The organism is Neoroseomonas rubea (assembly GCF_016106015.1).
Lineage (GTDB): Bacteria > Pseudomonadota > Alphaproteobacteria > Acetobacterales > Acetobacteraceae > Neoroseomonas > Neoroseomonas rubea.
Genome location: NZ_JACADQ010000677.1, coordinates 1 through 868 on the forward strand (window position 1 = coordinate 1; position 868 = coordinate 868).

Annotated in this window: 1 protein-coding gene; it reads left to right on the plus strand. The window is 77.5% G+C overall.

The window, feature by feature from the left end; genetic code table 11:
• On the plus strand, positions 1-868 hold an 868-nt coding region (locus HW577_RS25770), incomplete at both ends, for a molybdopterin-binding protein (protein WP_198378922.1).

Genomic DNA, 868 nt, shown 5'->3' on the forward strand with positions numbered 1-868 from the left:
CGCTGGGGCGCGCGCTGGCGGAGACCCTGCGTGCGGATGGCGCGGTGCCGGCAGCGCCGGCAGCCTTGCGCGACGGCTGGGCCGTGGTCGCGGCCGAGACGGAAGGCGCCGGCGCCTATTCCCCGCTGCCCCTGGCGACCGCGCCGCATCGGATCGCGGCGGGCGATCCGCTGCCGCCACCCGCCGACGCCGTGTTGCCGCCCTTCGATCTGCTCGTCGAAGGCCCCTTCGCCCAGGCGCTGCAGGCCGTCGCGCCCGGAGAAGGCGTGCGTGGCGTTGGGGAGGAGATGCGCGCCGGGCATGTCTTGCACGAGGCCGGGGAGCGGCTGTCCGCCCGCGACCTCCCGGCGCTCGCGCTGCTGGGCGTGCGGGAGGTTGCGGTGCGCGCGCCCCGCTGCGCCTGGATCGCGACGGGGGAGGAGATGGTCGCCGATCCCGCCCATGACACGCTTGCGCCGCTCTTCGCCGCACTGCTCGGCTCGCTTGGGGCCGAACTCGTGGTCCTGCAGCCGGTGCCGGACGATCCTGCCACCATCGCCGCGGCGCTGCAGGCCGCGGCCGCCGGGCACGATGCGCTGCTGCTGGCCGGCGGCACGGGAGAGGGGCATGAGGATCGCAGCGCCGAGGGACTCGCCCGCGCCGGCACGCTGGACGTGCACGGCATCGGCGCGCGCCCCGGCATGACGGCCGGCGGCGGCGTCGTCGGGGGTCGGCCCGTGCTGCTGCTGCCGGGCCGGGCCGAAGATGCGCTCGCCGCCTGGGTGCTGCTGCTGCGGCCGCTGCTGCGGCGGATGACCGGCATCGCGGCGCCGCCTTCGGGCACGGCGCGCCTGGCGCGCAGCGTCTCCTCCACGGTCGGGATCGCGGA